Source organism: Moorena sp., assembly GCF_982860115.1.
Genome location: NZ_CEYLVT010000072.1, coordinates 1 through 13,585, shown reverse-complemented (window position 1 = coordinate 13,585; position 13,585 = coordinate 1). Strand labels below are relative to the sequence as shown.

General features: G+C 40.1%; 16 protein-coding genes. 8 read left to right on the top strand and 8 right to left on the bottom strand.

All coding sequences use genetic code 11. The features are described 5' to 3' along the window. The first annotated feature begins 203 nt into the window (after window positions 1-203). The 4 genes from AC4II3_RS14395 to AC4II3_RS14380 all read left to right on the top strand — a co-directional run bounded on the left by AC4II3_RS14395 (window position 204) and on the right by AC4II3_RS14380 (window position 3,356). On the top strand, window positions 204-869 hold the full coding sequence (locus tag AC4II3_RS14395) for a hypothetical protein (RefSeq protein WP_488009802.1): 666 nt from the start codon (window positions 204-206) through the stop codon (window positions 867-869). A 15-nt stretch (window positions 870-884) separates the two neighbouring features. Then, window positions 885-1,892, top strand: coding sequence for an iron-containing alcohol dehydrogenase (locus tag AC4II3_RS14390; RefSeq protein ID WP_488009800.1), 1,008 nt, complete (start codon window positions 885-887; stop codon window positions 1,890-1,892). Between the two features lie 5 nt (window positions 1,893-1,897). Then, on the top strand, window positions 1,898-2,605 hold the full coding sequence (locus AC4II3_RS14385) for a CDP-alcohol phosphatidyltransferase family protein (protein WP_488009798.1): 708 nt from the start codon (window positions 1,898-1,900) through the stop codon (window positions 2,603-2,605). A gap of 103 nt (window positions 2,606-2,708) precedes the next feature. Further along, window positions 2,709-3,356 (top strand): class I SAM-dependent DNA methyltransferase, encoded by a 648-nt coding sequence (locus tag AC4II3_RS14380; protein ID WP_488009796.1) that lies wholly within the window; start codon window positions 2,709-2,711, stop codon window positions 3,354-3,356. A 104-nt stretch (window positions 3,357-3,460) separates the two neighbouring features. Here the strand turns inward: AC4II3_RS14380 and AC4II3_RS14375 are convergent, their stop codons facing one another. Then, window positions 3,461-4,300, bottom strand: a complete 840-nt coding sequence (locus tag AC4II3_RS14375) for a class I SAM-dependent methyltransferase (protein WP_488009794.1) — start codon at window positions 4,298-4,300, stop codon at window positions 3,461-3,463. 119 nt (window positions 4,301-4,419) lie between these two features. Between AC4II3_RS14375 and AC4II3_RS14370 the strand changes: the two genes are divergently transcribed. Continuing rightward, entirely contained in the window at window positions 4,420-4,710 is a 291-nt protein-coding gene (locus AC4II3_RS14370; RefSeq protein WP_488009792.1) for a class I SAM-dependent methyltransferase, read from the top strand. On the opposite strand, the gene AC4II3_RS14365 is transcribed toward AC4II3_RS14370, so the two are convergent. Further along, window positions 4,697-4,837 carry a hypothetical protein gene (locus AC4II3_RS14365; protein ID WP_488009790.1) on the bottom strand — a complete coding sequence of 47 codons (141 nt, stop codon included), beginning with the start codon at window positions 4,835-4,837 and terminating at the stop codon, window positions 4,697-4,699. The genes AC4II3_RS14370 and AC4II3_RS14365 overlap by 14 nt on opposite strands. Before the next feature lie 8 nt (window positions 4,838-4,845). Between AC4II3_RS14365 and AC4II3_RS14360 the strand changes: the two genes are divergently transcribed. Continuing rightward, complete coding sequence (locus tag AC4II3_RS14360; protein ID WP_488009788.1) at window positions 4,846-5,589, top strand: phosphocholine cytidylyltransferase family protein; 744 nt, start codon at window positions 4,846-4,848, stop codon at window positions 5,587-5,589. A gap of 106 nt (window positions 5,590-5,695) precedes the next feature. Here the strand turns inward: AC4II3_RS14360 and AC4II3_RS14355 are convergent, their stop codons facing one another. Both AC4II3_RS14355 and AC4II3_RS14350 read right to left on the bottom strand, forming a co-directional pair. Then, on the bottom strand, window positions 5,696-6,214 hold the full coding sequence (locus tag AC4II3_RS14355; protein WP_488009786.1) for a DUF8051 family protein: 519 nt from the start codon (window positions 6,212-6,214) through the stop codon (window positions 5,696-5,698). A 61-nt stretch (window positions 6,215-6,275) separates the two neighbouring features. Beyond that, window positions 6,276-6,872, bottom strand: coding sequence for a hypothetical protein (locus AC4II3_RS14350; protein ID WP_488009784.1), 597 nt, complete (start codon window positions 6,870-6,872; stop codon window positions 6,276-6,278). A gap of 132 nt (window positions 6,873-7,004) precedes the next feature. On the opposite strand from AC4II3_RS14350, the gene AC4II3_RS14345 reads away from it, so the two are divergent. Continuing rightward, window positions 7,005-7,613 (top strand): TetR/AcrR family transcriptional regulator, encoded by a 609-nt coding sequence (locus AC4II3_RS14345; protein ID WP_488009782.1) that lies wholly within the window; start codon window positions 7,005-7,007, stop codon window positions 7,611-7,613. Window positions 7,614-7,728: 115 nt separating this feature from the next. Here AC4II3_RS14345 and AC4II3_RS14340 read toward each other — a convergent pair whose 3' ends face one another. Next, window positions 7,729-8,820: a right-handed parallel beta-helix repeat-containing protein gene (locus tag AC4II3_RS14340; RefSeq protein WP_488009780.1), complete on the bottom strand. Its 1,092-nt coding sequence runs from the start codon at window positions 8,818-8,820 to the stop codon at window positions 7,729-7,731. 621 nt (window positions 8,821-9,441) lie between these two features. After that, on the bottom strand, window positions 9,442-10,590 hold the full coding sequence (locus tag AC4II3_RS14335; protein WP_488009778.1) for a right-handed parallel beta-helix repeat-containing protein: 1,149 nt from the start codon (window positions 10,588-10,590) through the stop codon (window positions 9,442-9,444). 512 nt (window positions 10,591-11,102) lie between these two features. Here AC4II3_RS14335 and AC4II3_RS14330 point away from each other — a divergent pair. Continuing rightward, window positions 11,103-12,122, top strand: a complete 1,020-nt coding sequence (locus AC4II3_RS14330) for an ABC transporter ATP-binding protein (protein ID WP_488009776.1) — start codon at window positions 11,103-11,105, stop codon at window positions 12,120-12,122. A gap of 24 nt (window positions 12,123-12,146) precedes the next feature. On the opposite strand, the gene AC4II3_RS14325 is transcribed toward AC4II3_RS14330, so the two are convergent. After that, window positions 12,147-12,653: a ferric uptake regulation protein gene (locus AC4II3_RS14325; RefSeq protein ID WP_293052087.1), complete on the bottom strand. Its 507-nt coding sequence runs from the start codon at window positions 12,651-12,653 to the stop codon at window positions 12,147-12,149. Between the two features lie 318 nt (window positions 12,654-12,971). Beyond that, window positions 12,972-13,478 (bottom strand): signal peptidase II, encoded by a 507-nt coding sequence (gene lspA, locus AC4II3_RS14320; RefSeq protein ID WP_488009774.1) that lies wholly within the window; start codon window positions 13,476-13,478, stop codon window positions 12,972-12,974. Between the last annotated feature and the right edge of the window lie 107 nt (window positions 13,479-13,585).

Genomic DNA, 13,585 nt, shown 5'->3' with positions numbered 1-13,585 from the left:
CATACATAGTAGTCTAGCGGCTTTCAATTTGGTGAGCTACATAGTTTCTGGTTTTAGGTAATAGGGAACAGGGCAAAAATATTGTGTACCTCATGAGGCAAAAAAACGCTATAGTCATTTTACTTCGCTTTACTTATTTTATTGATATACCTGGGTTTCAGTGATTTTTCAGTGCTTAGCTTATATCTGTTGGCAAGATTCAAATGGAAGCTATTTTTTTAGATTTTGATGGGGTAATCGTAGATTCTCTTGAAGAATGGTATCACATTGGCGTACTTGCCTATTATGGTATCGACAAAGCAACTCATGATAGTCAACATAAAGAATTATACAAAGATAATTGCCATCTACTTTATTCAGATGTGGATGAATATTGTTTATTAAAAGCCTTAGAAAATAAAAATATAAAAAGCTTCACAAAAATCCGGAAAGAAGTAGATAATCAAGAAATAGATAGTTATAGTAAACAATTCAAAAAAATTAGAAAATTTTATCAAAATAATCATTTAAATTGGTGGTGTGAGTTACATAGTCTTACTGATTATGGAAAAACACTGACAAATCCAAAAAACACCAAAGATTATTTTATTCTAACTCGTAAAAATATGGATGATGTTTTAATTTTGAAAAACCATTTCAAGATTAAAATACCCGATCGAAAAGTATTTGATTATAGTCATTCTGTAAAATATGGCGGTAAAGTAGATTTTATTGAAAGGTTTTTAGATAACCATCCAGACTATAATAAGGCTGTTTTAGTTGATGATAAAATAGAAAATTTGTGTGAATCTTCAAAAGTTAAGTGTTATTTCGCCTCTTGGGGTTATGGCAAAGGAAATAATGAATTTGAAACATATAAGGGTATTTGAATAGTAGTTAAATTTATGAAGTCTACATTACATATTTCAAGAAACTCGATAGATCAATGCATAGAAAAAATCATAATAAATGAACAAATAGACGGTAGTGTTATAGGTCCAAGTGTCTATTCAATGAATTGTTTTGCTCCCATTTACGAGCATGTTAATAAAAATAAGCTCCCGATCATTGTCCCAAAATTTCCTTTAATTTATTCAAATATTGATAAATTAAAATTTCCTACCAGTGGTCAACGTTTTTTAGTTTTTGGGGGGGGAAGTCTCATAGATTTTGTAAAAGTTTGTGCTAAACGGGATAAAATTTCTTTAACTGTTTTGTTATCTTCTATTTCAAATGATGGTTTTTCATCTAATTTTAGTTCATTAAAGGCCGATGAAACGTCATATAATCAGAGTTATCCATCAAAAGCACCTCAGTCTGTTTATGCTTGTTTGCCCTTATTAACTAAGCACATGCCACATAAATTTTGGGTTAGTGCTCTGGGTGAATTATTATCAAAATTGAATGTGTGGGAGGACTTAAAAGTTGATAATAAAGTCAAGGAATTTGATCAAACACCTTTTTATCAAATTGAACGATTTATCAACAAATACACGAAACGTAATGAAAACTCATTAATCGAAATAATCAAACAGCTTTACTCATTTTCTTTATTAATGAAAAATGATAGTAGTTGGTGTAGCCGTTCTGAACACGAATTTGAGAAGTTATATGCAGCAGATAGTGACATGTCACACGGTCAATTAGTTTTAATGGGTGCTTTAGTTGCTATGAAGATAAGATGTATTTATAAATTACCTGATTTATATGAGCGGTTATTATATTATTGTCGAAAATTAGAAATAACCTTAGAATTAAAACAAGGATTTGATACTATTATAGAATCAAATACTTATAAAAGAATGAAAAAACTATCTTCAGTACGACCTGAAAGATTTGGGCTGTGGAATCTTGTCGATTCCACAACCGTTGACTGGAAAATGATTATCAAAGAAATAATAAAGGAGTTATAGATATCGTGATTAAACCGAATCACATTACATTATTTAGATTGATTTTAATTTTTCTAGCTTTTGTTTTATGGTATCTTGTTCCCCCTCAATACTATCTGTATATTGGTGTGTTATTTTATATAGCATTTTTATTGGATGCTGTTGATGGGTGGTTAGCTAGAACAAAGGACTTAAAAACAGATTTCGGTAAGTATTTCGATCCGATTGTAGACTATATAGGTTTCCTAGCATTCTATGTCATTAGCATTGAAATGGGAATTCTCCCTGTATGGTTTGTTTTTCTAGCTCTGACAAGAGACTTTTTAGCAACATTTGCCAGACAGATATTAAATTTAAATAATATTGTAATTGAAGCCAATGTTATTGCTAAATTAAAAGCCGTATATATTGGTTATCCCTTGGTAGGGCTTTATTGGTATAAAATTTATGGGTTTTCAAGTCAATGGTTGTTTATCGTTATTGGGTTACACATACTACTAGAAGGTCGAATTTTTGGATATTCTGATCCTTTAGAAAATCGTTGGAATTCTATAATATTGTGTTTCGCGACTATTGCAGTAGTTACCTTAACTACATTAAGACCTGTAAATGAGAGTCTTTTTGATTTGACTGTGTTATTCATACTTATAACTCAATCATTGATCTGGGTTTCTGGTATTAAATATTTATGGGATGCCAGAGAGTATATCATGAAATCATTTGAATCAAACTAATCACTTTAAATAGTTTTACAGTCTGTAAAAACATTGATAAATAAATATGCTATATTATCAATGAACAATAAGTAATTATAGTTATAATTAAAGAGCATAACTAATGACTAATAATCAACAATCCCAATTCTTATCTAAGTGGTCAAACAGATGGAACACTGAGATCGCAGAAGTTGAAAAAGAATATGATACTTTAGCTCAAGTATATGAAGATAAAGTCTTGAATTGGCAGTATGCTTGTCATCAGGTTGCTGCTGAACTGGTGGCAAAATTTGTTGCTACCGATGGCAAAATTTTGGATCTCGGATGTGGAACGGGACTTGCTGGACAAGCTCTTCGAGAACAAGGTTATCAAACCATAATTGGAGTTGACATTTCCCAAAAATCTTTAGACATTGCTAGGGATAAAAATATTTATACTACTCTATATAAAGCAGATATACAGCAAGAACTGCCATTTCAAGATCATGAATTTGATGGAATCATTTCCACTGCTGTGCTTACTAATATGGAAACGTCAAATGTGTTGTATAAGTTTTGCAGATTAGTAAAACCGGGAGGATATCTGGTGTTTACAAACCGAGAGGATATCCACTATCAAAAACAATTCGACGTTACCTTGGAACAGATGGAGTCAGAAGGCATTTTAAAACCAGCCTATCTTTCGCCACCACAACCCTATCTTCCGAATAATCAGGATTATGCAGAGAAGATCAAAGTTCTTTATTGTGCCTATCAGCTGTGCATTTGATGTCTCTGTGGGCTGTTCCCGAAGCTTGCGCCTTAGCTCATAGCACCGCAGATTCTAAAAGATCTTTAATTCACGTCCTTCTAGGAATTAAACGATGGAGGCTCTCAACTCGGTTTCTTGTAGGCATAAACAAAGGTTGTTTGCCCCAATTTTTGGCGCAAACTTTCCCGTTTCTCAAGATAGTGAACGATGCTTCCATCCTTGTTCATATTTCGCACTCGCTCCAATACTTGTTCTAATTCCGCTTCCTTTGCCAAAGACCAAGTAGAATCACCATTCCGATAGGTTGGCTTGAGCGGGCCTTCTGGGTCAAGGTAATTGTCACCTTGCATCACAGCATGAATTGGCACAACAATGCCCCCAAAGCAAAAGCCAGCTTGATCCAATTTCTGAGTAATGCATGCTATTGGTGGCATACGTTTAGCGATTCTCGATACCGCGTCTGGAATCAGATCAGCCCACCAAAATCCATCATAAACCTGTGGATGACTGCTGGTATTACACACAAACACGCCTTGGGGACGCAGCACTCGATACGCTTGCTCAAACACCATGGCCAGTTCAGGAAAATTTTCCTGAGCTGCGTCCTCCGAACCCAAGTGATGGAGAACCTGGTTACACATTATCCCATCAAAGGTCTCATTCTCATAGGGAAGATCGATAAGACTGCCTTGATCTAAGTGAATATTGGGGTCATTGCGGAACTTTTCTGTTGCTTGCGCCAACATTCCCCCATTGAATTCTAGACCCCACAGGCTATTGACTTTGCTCTTCAAGGCTTGGATATAGTTTCCAGTACCACACCCACCATCCAATATCACCTGCTCTGGCAAAGGACGAGGGGTAGTCGCAAAGCAACCCAATAAAATCTCAACCCCGATTGGGATACGAGTGGTGTCGTAACTTTTGGATGTATCCTGATAGTTTTCATATTCCTTTATCATGGCTTTGCTTTGACCATTTTCGGTACCATAGATGATGTTCTATGTACTCAGACTACTAAATTAATGTATGCTTGTATACCATAGATATGGTTTTAAGAGATAGTTCAAGGCGTAAAATATTGCAGAACAACTGGTACAAAATCTCGAATCTCAGACAGGTCGATGAGATAGAACAGCCAACGTTGCTCTCGTTGCTGGTTGCAAATGGCTATGATACCCAATTCTCAGGTGTTCAGGAATCAGCCTGGATGACCTATGTGCAGCATATCGCGGAGGAGCTCAACATCACCCGAAAGGATTCATTGTTGGAAGTCGGGTGCGGCGCGGGTACCTTTCTCTATCCGTTTTACCAACAAGGAAACCCAGTCACGGGGATTGATTACTCAGCAAATTTGGTCAAATTGCCCTAGCTGCCATGCCCCAAGCCACGATCAGTGTGGGAGAGGCCATTGATCTGCCCAGGGAGTCTAACTTCGATGTTGTGCTGTCAGGGTCGGCTACGACAATAGCAAATACCGTTTCAATGTCTTGATTCATAAACACTAATGAAAGTAGAAACAGCCGTTATTCTAGCTGCTGGTATGGGCACTAGACTGCAGGAAATCGGGCAATCGGCTCCTAAAGGGTTTCTCCAGTTGGGAGAGCAACCCATTATTGAGGAATCGATCGAGCGCCTGACTGCCTGCGGTATGCAGCGCATCATCATTGTCACTGGTCATTTATCCGACTTTTATGAGCGTCTGCAGCAACGTTTTAATGATCAGATATTGACGGTTCATAACCCACACTATGCCGAATCAGGTACCATGTATTCCCTCTATTGTGCCCGTAAGCTGATTGAGGGTGATTTTCTGTTGTTGGAATCAGATCTGATTTACGAACAGCGTGCTTTGACAGCAGTCTTGAACTTTCCTAAAGACAATGTAGTCTTGCTATCTGGCCAAACCAATGCTGGCGATGAAGTCTATGTGGAAACCTCAGGTGAGACAATCGTTGCGATGTCTAAAAATAAGGCTGAACTGGGGAGTCAAATTGCTGGTGAATTGGTCGGTATTTCTAAAATATCCCAGCCTTTGTTTCAAAGCATGTTGGCGCAAGCTACCCTAAGATTTAAAACGAGCCTCAAGGTGAATTATGAAACTGATGGGCTGATAGCAGCAGCAAAATCCTATCCATTATACTATACGGTGATTAGGGATCTACTCTGGGCAGAAATTGATGACCGATACCAGTTTGCCAGAGCAACAGAGCAAATCTATCCAGCAATTCTCCAGAAAGATGCTCAGTAATGTAAGCCTATGCGCTACGCGCAGGCTACGCCAACAGCTAATGCCCATAGCGCAGGCTAATTGAGCTGCTTATGCGCTATGGGTTACGTCCCCTTCTTAAGCACTGTTAGCTACCCATAGCCGATTTGGTAGCAAACGTGATAATGCCAACACCAACAACAACCAAAAAGAAAGCGAAATATACAAACGTCTTTGAATAGGGTTTGTTTGCCATTACTTGATCGTTACTACTCTTGTTACTATTCATAGCTCCTCGAACAGAAAGAAATAGTAAAGGAAGAGAAACAATCATTCCCAATACTTCAATTACAAATAGCGCCTGAGGCATTGGATCTGGTGAGACTGGAAATAGTGTTCCTAAATCTAGGGCGTATACGAAAAAATAGGACATAGCACATAAGCTAGACACAATAAACGCCCACTTCAAATCTTTGAAAATAAAGTAAACAATCAAAAGGCTGACTATCACTAGGGAAGTTAAGAAGGTATTAAATGCCCCCAATATCAACGGGTCAATGTGTGAGAAACTCCTTGTTTCAATCGAGCCACCAGGAACGAGAGATGCCAACAATCCAAACGATAAAACCAAGAGTGCAGATACCAGATGTCTAATAGTTATTGTCATTGTAATTACCTCACAACTATAATTATTCCTGTCAAACACCACAAATCAGTGGCAGCAAATCTTATCGCGTTTCCCTAGGGGGATAAGGGGTTTCCTTAAGCAAATGACTGACCAATATTTTTAGAAAAAACAAAGGCAGAAACCATTCCAGACCAGGAATTGGGGGAAATAGATAGCGATCGCCCAACAGCCCTAAGCTATAAAGCCCTAGGGCCACTGGACGTTGAAGATAGAGGGGAGACCGCAAAATCAAGACTGATGCCCCCAACAGGTAGCTGGAAACACCGATAAAGAATCCCCAATCTCCCCCACGAAAGAGCAGCGTCACTAACAAGACATGGATGACATGAATAGACACAAATCCTAAATGCTGCTGCCAACCTTGTTCCGGTCGGTGATACCAAGCCTTAGCCGTGGAGGTAGCATTGGTGAGGACACCCCCCACTAAATCCAGGGCAAGAAGAGCGATCAGTCCTAATTGCAACGGAGTCCACTGTATTGGAAGGGTCAGGGCGTAGCTTGGAGCTGCTACCAAAGCCACCAGCGACGGTACAAATTGTATGAGCAACTCAGCTTGGGTTGCCCCTGGTCCGGTGAAGCGATCAAGCAAACCTTTCAGACCAGAGCGAGGGGAGGGACAAGTCAGCTCAGAGTGCATCCGCTTAACCTCATAACAGTTGTTATACAATAAATATAACAACTGTTATGATAAGCTGTCAATAGGCATTGAAACTTTGTTTCTGTCCCACTTTATATCTGGTGTATATCTGGTTAGTTTCCGTTAATGCTCATGTCCCAACAGGATCGCCGCCTTGAAGTTTCTGAAGCCGCCTGGCGAGTTATTGTCCGAGAAGGGTTAGATCGCACCAGTATGCGGGCGATCGCCCAAGAGCTGGGTTGCACCACTGGAGTTGTTACTCACCACTTTCGAGATAAGCAGGAGCTTATTCTGTTTGCCCTTAATCAAGTAACTCAGCGTCTGCAAAAAACGATGCAGGCTGCAACAGAGCAAGCTAGGGGAGTCGATCGACTAGTAGAAATGCTATCTGCGTTTTTGCCACTAGACACTGAACGGCAAGATATTCTCAAGGTCTGGGTGGCCTTTTTGGGGTATGCCATTGGACGAGAATCATTGATGGCTGAGCATCAACAGAGTGCTGCTCAGCTCCGTGAGGTGATTATTCAAGAGTTGAAAGCTCTACAGTCAGCCAAACTGATTCGAGCTAACATAGAGCCAGAGTTAGAAGCCAACGCCCTGTTAGCCTTAGTGAATGGGGTTAGCCTAGACTCCCTGATTCAAGCCAAACGCCTTAGCCCTGACCAGCAGCAGATTGTCATTCGGCGCTACGTTAACGAGTTACTGTCTACCGATGCTATCCCTGGCTCTGGTAATTCCTAAATTTAGCACATTGATACAAGCAGCCAAAGCTGTTGTAGTCAACTCTAGCATGCATGCCTCTTGCCAATGCCATTGCGCGTAGCGCTATACATTGTAAGGGTTACAGAGATTGAAATTATGCAATTAATTCTGTGTAGTTGCTTAGGAACCTATTACCAATCTCATTCCCTCCAAAGTTGATGAACTTACCAGCTATATTGGAACCGAAAAATAAACCATTTCTGTTAATGTTATTAGTAATTTCGGTTCCTCTGATCACGACCGTGGGTCCGTTAAGGAAAAATGCAGGTGGAGTAATCGACAAGCCACCACCATAGCCGATACCATCATTGTTACTGTCAGCAATATTACGAGTGATTGTATTGTTGACCACGTACATCGTATTAGCCTCATCGACGAAAATGCCGCCGCCATTTACTTCTGCTGAGTTACGACTAATCTGATTGTTGACCAGCAGCACATCATTATAAAATCCAACCACATTGACACCACCGCCATTGCCTCCTGTTACGTTGTCAATAATCCGGCTATTATATATTTCTACAAAATTATCATTGGCTATAAAATCTTCAAATGGGTTTTCTCCCTTACTACCGATTTCTATGCCACTTTCCTGGTTTTTGCTGATAGTGCTACGAACCACCCTGACATTTTGATTTGCAGCATTTACATCAATACCCTGACCCTGATTTTGGCTAATGGTGCTGTTCCTTACTAATACATTAGTGTTGTCTCCATCGATATGGATCCCATCTGATCTGTTATTTGTGAAAGAACTACCGAGCACGTTGAGATTAGTGTTGTTTCCCTGGATATCAATCCCATCGCTGTCGTTGTTTGTAAAGATACTATCAATCACTTCCAAATTGCCGTCATTTACCTGGATGCCATCTTCTCCCTCAGAAATTGTCAGGTTTGTGACGGTAACATTCGCCCCATTGCTAATGGTAAAGATATCAAAAGACCCACCGTCACCTTCGACAGTGATTTGATCAGCATCTTCTCCAACAATAGTAACACTGTCAGTAATCTCGAGTGTCCCTAGGATAGGCTCTAGAGTAATCGTCTCTTCAGTTGGTTCAATTTCAAATAAAATTGTATCTTCACCAGGAGAATTATTGGCTGCTTCAATGCTTTCTCGTAAACTGGTAAGTCCATCGTTTGGATTAATTTCGTCAGCTGTGGTATTTACTGTGAAAACTGCCATAGTTAGTAATCTTTATTTTACTGATCAAGCTGATGGTTTTACCCTGTCAGGTATTATCTCTAAATCATCCCATAACAGAAATTTTTTGAGAATTAATAAATCGCCTGGTTATTTAATCAAAACTGTTAGTGAAAGAGTGACAGGTTGACTACAACTTACCTAAGTCTATCCCATTTTTATAGTTGCTTATTTAATTTTATAACTATTAATAGTTTATTTATTATGATTTAATACTATTAGTTTTTAATAAACAACAGCTTATCCCCTCGACAACAACTGGTGTCGAGGGGATAACTAAGCAATAATGTCACCTATGTTCCTAATTGGACTTTGGACAAACTCCCTATTAAGGTAAGCTCTAATTGAAAAATTTTGCTTGGTTTGAGGCTACCTTAGGCTCTGCTTAACCAATAACTTTTTAACCAATAAGTTTGAGGTTTGAGGCAAAAACTATTTTTACCCCTTCTGCAAATTTATTCCTACAGCAACTATCTCCTCAGGTTCAGATTCCGATAAAACAGAGTCTCTGTAAGCTTTTGAGAGGTTTGATGCTCTAGGGATAGATGTTTGCTCCCCTTGGTTTTGTCCAAAGTCCAAGCCAGATCTAAGTTAACTCAATTTCTAAACTTGAATGTCATTACCTGCAATGTCATTACCTCCAAGGTTGAAGAAATTACCAAATACATTGCGAGACTCACTTTCTAGGTCAAGGTTATTGATAATTTGGGTTGCTCTGATCCCAACAATAGCCCCCAAACCAATAAAGAGACCACCACCATCGCCGGTAGCATCATTGTTACTGTCAGCAATATTACCAGTGATTGTGTTGTTGCCTAGGAACATGGTATTTCCACTCTCGACAGAAATGCCGCCGCCATTGACTGCTGCGGAGTTACCAGTAATCTGATTGTTGAGCAGCTGCACTTCGTTATCAATGCCAAGGACACTGACACCACCGCCACTACCTCCTGTCAAATTGTCAATAATATCGCTCTTGAATATCTGTACAACGTTGGTATTTACTTCTCCCGAAGTACCGATTTCTATTCCAGTGTTCTCGTTGTTGATTATAGTGCTATCAATAACCTTTACATTTTGACCTACGGCATTTATATCAAAACCATTGTCTCCATTGCCGCTGAAGGTGCTGTTGATAACAAATGATGTCGTGTTGTTTCCGTTGATATCGATACCATCTTTTTCGTTGCTTGTGAAAGAGCTACCGACCACGTTGAGATTAGTGTTCTCTCCTGCAATCTCGATGCCATCGCTTTTGTTATTTGTGAAGATGCTATTAATCACGTTTAGATTACCATCATCCACCTGGATCCCATCCTCTCCCTCAGAAATTGTCAGGTTTGTGACGGTAACATTCGCACCATTGCTAATCGTAAAAATATCAAAAGACCCACCGTCACCTTCGATAGTGATTTGGTCAGGCTCTTGAAGTCCAACAATATTAACACTTTCGGTAATTTCGAGTGTCGCTTGATTTTCGAGTGTCGGAAGATTAGGGATATCAGGAAGATTAGGGATATTAGGAATACTGGGAATAGTAGGAATACTGGGAATAGTAGGAATACTCGGAATATTAGGGAGATTAAGAGGATTAGAGTCTAGAGTAATCGTCTGTTGACCTGGTTCAAGTTCAAATACAATTGTATCTTGACCAGGAGTATTATTCGCTAGCGCGATTGCTTCTCGTAAACTGATGAGCCCATCAGAAGGATTAATTCCGTCAGCTGTGGTATTAACTCTAAAAACTGCCATAGTTAGCTATCCTTATTTTACTTATAAAGCTGATTTTTTTCCCCATGTCAAGTATTATTTATAACTCCAAATATAGCGTTTATCATAGCTATGAGGTACACATAATTTTTTGCATTTTGCCTCTTGCATCTTTCCTCTTCAATGCGCCCTGCTCCCTAAAACCCATAAACTTGTACCTCATGAGTATAATTGCTATATATAAGTTTTTTTTGGAGAATAAATCGCCCGTTTTTTTGATAAGACAGTTATTGACAAGTTGACTTCAACTTATCTAAGTATATCCAATTTTGATAGTTTTATTATTTCATTTTTGAACAATTAATTGAGGTTCAAAAAAAATGATGAAAAATAAATATTGAGCAAATTTAATAATTTAAAAAAAAATCCTGTCAATGTCTGAAAATAATTTACCAAAAATAAATTGGGTGAAAAAAATATTCGAGATGGTCACAGAGCTATAGCATTTTATAATAAAAACGCTATATGATTGCGATTAAGTATTAAACAATCACATGACAGCAGCACAGCTAGACAATCCCAAGCCCAACCAACAAAACAACAGTCTCCTACACATAGAAAACCTACAGATGCACTTCCCTATCACCCAAGGAATCATCTGGCAAAAGCAAATTGGCTCCATCAAAGCTGTCGATGGACTCAATTTCGATATCAACCGTGGCGAAACTTTAGGCTTAGTAGGAGAATCTGGCTGTGGCAAAAGTACCACCGGACGAGCGATCCTACAACTATACCGTCCGACAGCTGGTCATGTTTACTTTGAAAATATCGACCTAACCCAGCTAGAGCCTGAATCCCTGCGCCAGATGCGCCGCCGGATGCAAATGATTTTTCAAGACCCCTATGCTTCTCTCAATCCCCGGATGACCGTAGGAAGTATTGTTGGTGAACCCCTGCAAATCCATGGGTTAGCCACCGGTAAACAAAAACAAGAACGAGTCCAGTCCTTACTAGAGGTGGTAGGACTCAATCCCGAGTTTATCAATCGCTATCCCCACGAATTCTCTGGGGGTCAGCGTCAGCGGATTGTGATTGCTCGCGCCTTAGCTTTAAACCCTGACTTTATCGTATGTGATGAACCGATTGCTGCTTTAGATGTATCCATTCAAGCCCAAGTGGTTAACTTGATGCAGTCGTTGCAAGCAGATATGGGCTTAACTTATCTATTTATTGCTCACGATTTAAGTATAGTGCGCCACATTTCTGACCGGGTGGCAGTAATGTACCTAGGCAAAATAGTAGAACTGGCAGATCGCGTCTGTTTATATGAGAACCCCTTGCATCCCTATACCCAAGCATTAATCTCAGCCGTACCAATTCCTGACCCTGAACTTGAGCGTCAACGGGAACGTATTATCCTAACAGGGGATGTACCCAGCCCCAGCAATCCCCCCAAAGGTTGTCGGTTTCACACTCGCTGTCCTATGGTAATGGATACTTGTCGGCAAGACCCAGAACCAGAGTTTAAAGATGCAGGTGGAGGCCATTATGTTGCCTGTCATTTAGTCCATTGACAAAACGACTAACCACTCAAAAAACTAATGTTCGTCCATCGCAATGGATCGAGAGCAACGCCAATTACTCGGTAGAGCCGAAGGCCATCCCATCCGCAGGGCTTCTGGGCAAATGGTATGAATGGTCAGCTGGCAATCAATTAGCTGCAAGCCTTCCTTTTCTACCTGCTTCATCCCTTGTTTCAAGATTGAGTCATTCTTGAATTCAACGGTCTGGTTACACTGAATACACACCAGATGATGGTGATGATGGGGAAAAGGCTGATTGAGTTCATAATGTTTATGCCCTTCTGCCAACTCCAATTCCCGCAGGATGCCCATCCGTGACATTAACTTAACGCTACGGTAAATTGTAGATAAGCTGATTCCTTCTCCTCGTTGGTCGAGCAACTCGTGAAGTTCCTCAGCACTCAGATGGGTTCCTCTAGGTAAATTTTGGAAAACGTGGAGAATGGTCTCCCGTTGCGGTGTCATACGCCAACCTCGAGCATTGAGTTCGGCCTTGAGTGAAGCGGCTGTATAGTTTGCCATGGTAACCCTCTCAAAAACGAGCCATTATTGACAATATTAAATAATTATTTATCTCACTTGCAAGAAAATTTCCTAATTGAGAATAAATAGTAAAGGATTATTGGTTACTTTTGAGAATAGGGCACGACACGGATGCACCTCGGATACAGGGATACGCCGAAAATACCAAATCCAGCTAAGGGATCCGGATTTGGCAAATAAGTTAGGAAAAGGGCGAATCAGGGAAAGAGGGGGCACACAGGGAAGACAGGGAACAGGCAAAGGGTAAGCAGATTGGCCATAACCCTTGTGCCTTGTGGCTTGTAAGTTATGACTATGTTATTGTCCCCTCTCCCTAGATTTTGGGGATTGATGCTTAAAACTTGCAATAAGCAAGCACACAATACCTAAGTTGATACACACATCGGCCACATTAAATACCGGGAAGTTAATCAACCGAAAATCGAGGAAATCCACAACGCAACCCGTTACTGTCTGGTTATCTACCAAACAACTGTTGAAAAAACGGTCTATGCCATTCCCTAATGCTCCTCCCAGTATGAAGCCATAACCAAGCTGTTCCAACCTAATCAGCTTTGGTCCAAACCAAGCTAGGGCGATTAAACCAAGACTCACAGCTAAGGACAGCCAGCGCAACCAACTGCCGTCTTCACTAAAGAGACTGAAAGCGGCACCAGTATTAGTCACATAGGTAAAGTGAAACACCCCTTGCCACAGGGGTAGAGTCTCAGCCAATTCAAAATTCTGCACCACCCAATATTTAGTCAGCTGATCCAGAATCAGACCAATAGCAGCAGCAAACCAAAACAGGGGGTTTCTTTTCATTAGTCATTAGTCATGATAGCATTTATTGATTGGGTGAGGTACTTACACAGATGGGTTTTAGGGAGTAGGGAGTAGGGAGTAGGGAGTAGGGAGTAGGGAGTAGGGAG

Bases quoted from the DNA above. Each gene is read 5' to 3' on its own strand.
- AC4II3_RS14345 (WP_488009782.1), top strand. From the start codon at position 7,005: ATGTCCCAACAGGATCGCCGCCTTGAAGTTTCTGAAGCCGCCTGGCGA.
- AC4II3_RS14365 (WP_488009790.1), bottom strand. From the start codon at position 4,837: ATGAATCAAGACATTGAAACGGTATTTGCTATTGTCGTAGCCGACCCT.
- AC4II3_RS14330 (WP_488009776.1), top strand. From the start codon at position 11,103: ATGACAGCAGCACAGCTAGACAATCCCAAGCCCAACCAACAAAACAAC.
- AC4II3_RS14340 (WP_488009780.1), bottom strand. From the start codon at position 8,820: ATGGCAGTTTTCACAGTAAATACCACAGCTGACGAAATTAATCCAAAC.
- AC4II3_RS14380 (WP_488009796.1), top strand. From the start codon at position 2,709: ATGACTAATAATCAACAATCCCAATTCTTATCTAAGTGGTCAAACAGA.
- AC4II3_RS14335 (WP_488009778.1), bottom strand. From the start codon at position 10,590: ATGGCAGTTTTTAGAGTTAATACCACAGCTGACGGAATTAATCCTTCT.
- AC4II3_RS14375 (WP_488009794.1), bottom strand. From the start codon at position 4,300: ATGATAAAGGAATATGAAAACTATCAGGATACATCCAAAAGTTACGAC.
- AC4II3_RS14360 (WP_488009788.1), top strand. From the start codon at position 4,846: ATGAAAGTAGAAACAGCCGTTATTCTAGCTGCTGGTATGGGCACTAGA.
- AC4II3_RS14390 (WP_488009800.1), top strand. From the start codon at position 885: ATGAAGTCTACATTACATATTTCAAGAAACTCGATAGATCAATGCATA.
- AC4II3_RS14395 (WP_488009802.1), top strand. From the start codon at position 204: ATGGAAGCTATTTTTTTAGATTTTGATGGGGTAATCGTAGATTCTCTT.
- AC4II3_RS14350 (WP_488009784.1), bottom strand. From the start codon at position 6,872: ATGCACTCTGAGCTGACTTGTCCCTCCCCTCGCTCTGGTCTGAAAGGT.
- AC4II3_RS14325 (WP_293052087.1), bottom strand. From the start codon at position 12,653: ATGGCAAACTATACAGCCGCTTCACTCAAGGCCGAACTCAATGCTCGA.
- lspA (WP_488009774.1), bottom strand. From the start codon at position 13,478: ATGAAAAGAAACCCCCTGTTTTGGTTTGCTGCTGCTATTGGTCTGATT.
- AC4II3_RS14355 (WP_488009786.1), bottom strand. From the start codon at position 6,214: ATGACAATAACTATTAGACATCTGGTATCTGCACTCTTGGTTTTATCG.